The 3697-nt window shown below is 61.6% G+C and carries 2 protein-coding genes and 2 pseudogenes; 2 read left to right on the plus strand and 2 right to left on the minus strand.

The window, feature by feature from the left end; genetic code table 11:
- Positions 1–333 precede the first annotated feature (333 nt).
- Positions 334–1361: pseudogene (locus CJ301_RS18400) on the minus strand (IS110 family transposase).
- An 87-nt stretch (positions 1362–1448) separates the two neighbouring features.
- Between CJ301_RS18400 and CJ301_RS18405 the strand changes: the two are divergent.
- Both CJ301_RS18405 and CJ301_RS18410 read left to right on the plus strand, forming a co-directional pair.
- Positions 1449–1907, plus strand: a pseudogene (locus CJ301_RS18405) (transposase); the annotation flags it as partial.
- Between the two features lie 49 nt (positions 1908–1956).
- Positions 1957–2994 carry an SGNH/GDSL hydrolase family protein gene (locus CJ301_RS18410; protein WP_099278777.1) on the plus strand — a complete coding sequence of 346 codons (1038 nt, stop codon included), beginning with the start codon at positions 1957–1959 and terminating at the stop codon, positions 2992–2994.
- 55 nt (positions 2995–3049) lie between these two features.
- Here the strand turns inward: CJ301_RS18410 and CJ301_RS18415 are convergent.
- The coding region (locus CJ301_RS18415) for an ISAs1 family transposase (protein WP_110522092.1) at positions 3050–3697 on the minus strand (648 nt) is incomplete at its 5' end.

Raw genomic sequence — 3697 nt, forward strand, 5'->3', positions numbered from 1 at the left:
ACCCTGGGCTTCTGGACCGCGCTGCGCGAAGTGTTCGCCACGACGCGGGAGCAACGTTGCTTCTGTGGTTGCCGCCCGTCATGCAAGAGCTTTTGACCCTGTTGGCGTGTGATCGAGTGCGAACTTCTGTAAGGCCTTGATGTGCGGCGCTCTCAGAAGCCGCTGGCCGATATGGTGATCTGCGGAACGGGTCCAAATCTGGGTAGCGGGCTATCAGCCCCTACAACGCTTCTGGTTTTCCTATTCCCGATCTGTTCGATCGTTGCACCCATTCAGGTCGTCGGCTTCTCACACTCCCCTTGGCACCGACGCTGGGTGACTACGACATGATACTCATGTCATCGCCGCCAGCGCCGGATCTCTGTAATCCTCATTCTTCGTCAGCATCGCCCAGATTTGGCGCGCCATCTTGTTTGCCAGTGAAATCGCGACCAACATCTTCGGCTTCCGCATCAGCATCCTTGCGAGCCACGAGCCCTCCAGGATCGATCGGCGCCCGAGCCAGTTCAATCGCGACATTGCGCCGATGATCAGGAGCCGTCGGATGTCGTTCTGACCTGCTTTTGATATCCGCCCAAGACGCGACTTTCCGCCCGAAGAGTGCTGACGTGGCACGAGCCCCAACCAAGCCGCGAAATCCCGGCCACACTTGAACTGCGCCATGTCGAGCGCGAAGGCTTCGACCGCCAGCGCCGTCAGAGGCCCAACCCCTGGCATCGTCTGCAGTCGACGCGCCGTGTCCGTCTCGGCCGCGAGCGCCTTCAGCCTCTTGGTCTTCGCGTCGATCCTCGACGTCTTCTCGGCAATCTGCGCTAGCAAGTCCTGGCATTCTGCGATGATCAGCGACGGCAGGTCGGAGTTGGGATCATCCATCAGCCCCTCGATCCGCTTCAGATGGACAAGGCCGGTCGGAAATATATGGCCGTATTCGTAGAGCACGGCCCGCAACGCATTCACCAGTTCGGTCCGCTGATGGACCAAGCGCTCTCGACCTCGGAACATTACCGCCTTTGCCTGCTGCTCTGCCGTCTTGGGCGCGACAAACCGCATCTCTGGCTGGCGTGCCGCGATCACGATGGCCTCGGCATCAGCCGCATCGTTTTTCTGACGCTTGACGAAGGGCCGGACATACTGCGGCGCGATGAGTTTGACGTCATGGCCAAGCGCTTCCATCTCCCGCGTCCAGTAGCTGGCGCTGCCGCAAGCCTCGAGCACGACAATACAGGCGGGCTGCTCCGACATGAACCGCCGGAATTGTTCCCGTGTCAGCTTTTTCCAGAACTTCACCTGCCGGTCATAGATGCTCCGTGGAGCTGGAAAACGCGCTTTGCCAAGTCCACTCCGATCATCGTATCCTTCATCTCGTCGTCCTCCTCGCTGCGTGGCGTTGAACACCACGACCTTGGCACATTGCGATGCCGTCTGGGGAGGGCGGCAACCATCCCATCTGGGTCCACAAGACCATGAACGTGCTGAACGCGATGCCGAAATCCGTGCAAGCCAGGGCCAAAGGCCATCTGCACGACATCTGGCAGGCCGAGACAAAGGTCGAAGCAAACGTCGCCTTCGACTTCTTCGTCGCAACCTATGGTGTGAAATGGGGCAAGGCGGTCGCCAAGCTGGTCAAGGACCGGGACGCACTGCTGACTTTCTATGACTTCCCAGTCGAGCACTGGAAGCATATCTGGACGTCAAATCCGATCGAAAGCACCTTCGCAACGGTCCGGCATCGCACGAAACGCACCAAGGGGTGCCTGAGCCGCAAGACCGGCTTGGCCATGGCGTTCAAGCTGATGATGTCGGCGCAGAAGAAATGGCGCAGACTCGACGGCCAAAACCGCCTGCCCGAGATCATCCATGGGGTTGAGTTCCGCGACGGGCTCCGCCAACTTCAAGCCGCCGCCTGATCAAGCGTCACCAACTTTTGCCCATATCTCAGGTATAGAAGGCCACCGAATGTCCGACGTCCCTTCACTCGTCATCATCGGGGGGTCGAACTCCTTGTTGCGGAATGGTTGGGTGGACCAGCTGAAAAAGCTCCATCCCGAGCCGGAGCGGGTGGTCAATCTCAGTATCGGCGCGGCGACGACGGCGATGGGAATCTATCGGCTGCTCAGCAGCACGGACCTGCCGCCGAACCCGGTGATCATATGGGAATACGCGCTCAACGAGGCGAACTATTCGGCGCATCACCAGCCGGTCGGGGTCCTGCTCTATCACCTGCGCTGGCTGTTCGAGATCTGCGCCCGGCGCGGTTATCCCGTGTTGCCGGTATTACTGTACAACAAGGCCGAAGCCACCGACGAAGAGCTGCATCCCTATCGCGAGAAGCTGGCCAGCCTGCTGAAGCGCTACCAACTCAAGCCGGTGGACGCCAGGCGGTTCTGGCGCCTGCGCTTTGCCCACCTGACCCCGGACAGGCTCTACAAGGACAATCCGCATTACGCGACAGATACGCAGTTCCCCCGCGCGCTGGCGAAGCTTGTGCTTGCGCGGGCGGCGGGGGCCGTCATCCCCCGCGACACAAAGCCGGGCAACGGGCTGGCTGGACGCGACCTGCGCATCCTTGCTCCAAGTGACAGCGATGCTAGGGCCTTTTCCAACCGGATCCTCAGCTGCGATATCTTCCCGCTGACCCGGTCACGGGAAATTCAAATGCAAGGCCAGCTGCTCGCCTGCTTCCTGATCTCCTCTCCAAACGAGGCGGCGATCGTGTTCCGCTCGGCAAGGGGCAGGAGGGGGCCCTTCTCGGCGCAAATTGGGGCAAGCGAAAGCGGCCCCGCCCTGCAGCTGAAACACCTGCTGCTGTGGAATCCGCAAAACCCACCGTTGGAAGTCGATGGGTGCCTCACCATCACCCCTCGACAAAAGCCGCTCCGGGGCCCGATCGTTCAGCATACGATGGCCTGGAGGGGCCCGCCTAAAGGAGAGGCGGAGGCAGATCCTTCCCGGCAGGGAGGAGTGATCGGCCTGCTCGCGGAGGTCGGGATCTGATGGCCCCGGTCTCGGGACAGGAGCGGTCTCTCGGGCAGGGCAATCGCAGTTGGCCTCACGTCTCGGCTAAGCCATCGAGAAGCTTCCGAAGGAAGTCGTCATCCCAGCCTGCGCGCTTGAGTTTGATCGAGAGCGAGCCCTTGGAGGTGTCCCTGCGGACGACGTCGAGCGCGCGGCGACGCAGGACAGCGATGTTGCCGGGGCCGTTATCCTTCCGGTTGCGCGCGGCGTCTTCGCGGAACGACACGTCGAGCTGCCAGTGCAGAGCGTTCTCGATGGCCCAATGGGCGCGGACGGTTTCAATCAAGACGTCTGGCGTCGGCTTCCAAGACAGCGCGAAGTAGCGGGTTTCGGAGGTGATGCTCCCGTCGATTTCCCGGGTCGCTTCGATCCGGCCGAACGCCTTCAGCCCAGGAAAATCATGATGCTTGGCCAGCCCCTTGGCCGGAACGACCACCGCAGTGCGCCTCTCCGTCCGCCCATGACCGGTGTCTTCGACCTGGGCTGCCGGATGGGCCTTGTTCACTTTGCCGAAGCAGGCCCGGGCATCGGACAGGAGCGAGTCCTGATTGGCCTTCAGCGCCAAGCACCAGTCCCCGCCCTGCGCGTTGATCGCCGCAACCGTGCGGCGATTGCAGTGCAAGGCATCGGCGGTTACGACCTTCCCCTTCAGTGAGATCAGCCCGAGCACATCGAGAGCGGC

This window comes from Limimaricola cinnabarinus (assembly GCF_002723615.1).
In the GTDB taxonomy this organism is placed as follows: Bacteria; Pseudomonadota; Alphaproteobacteria; order Rhodobacterales; family Rhodobacteraceae; genus Limimaricola; species Limimaricola cinnabarinus_B.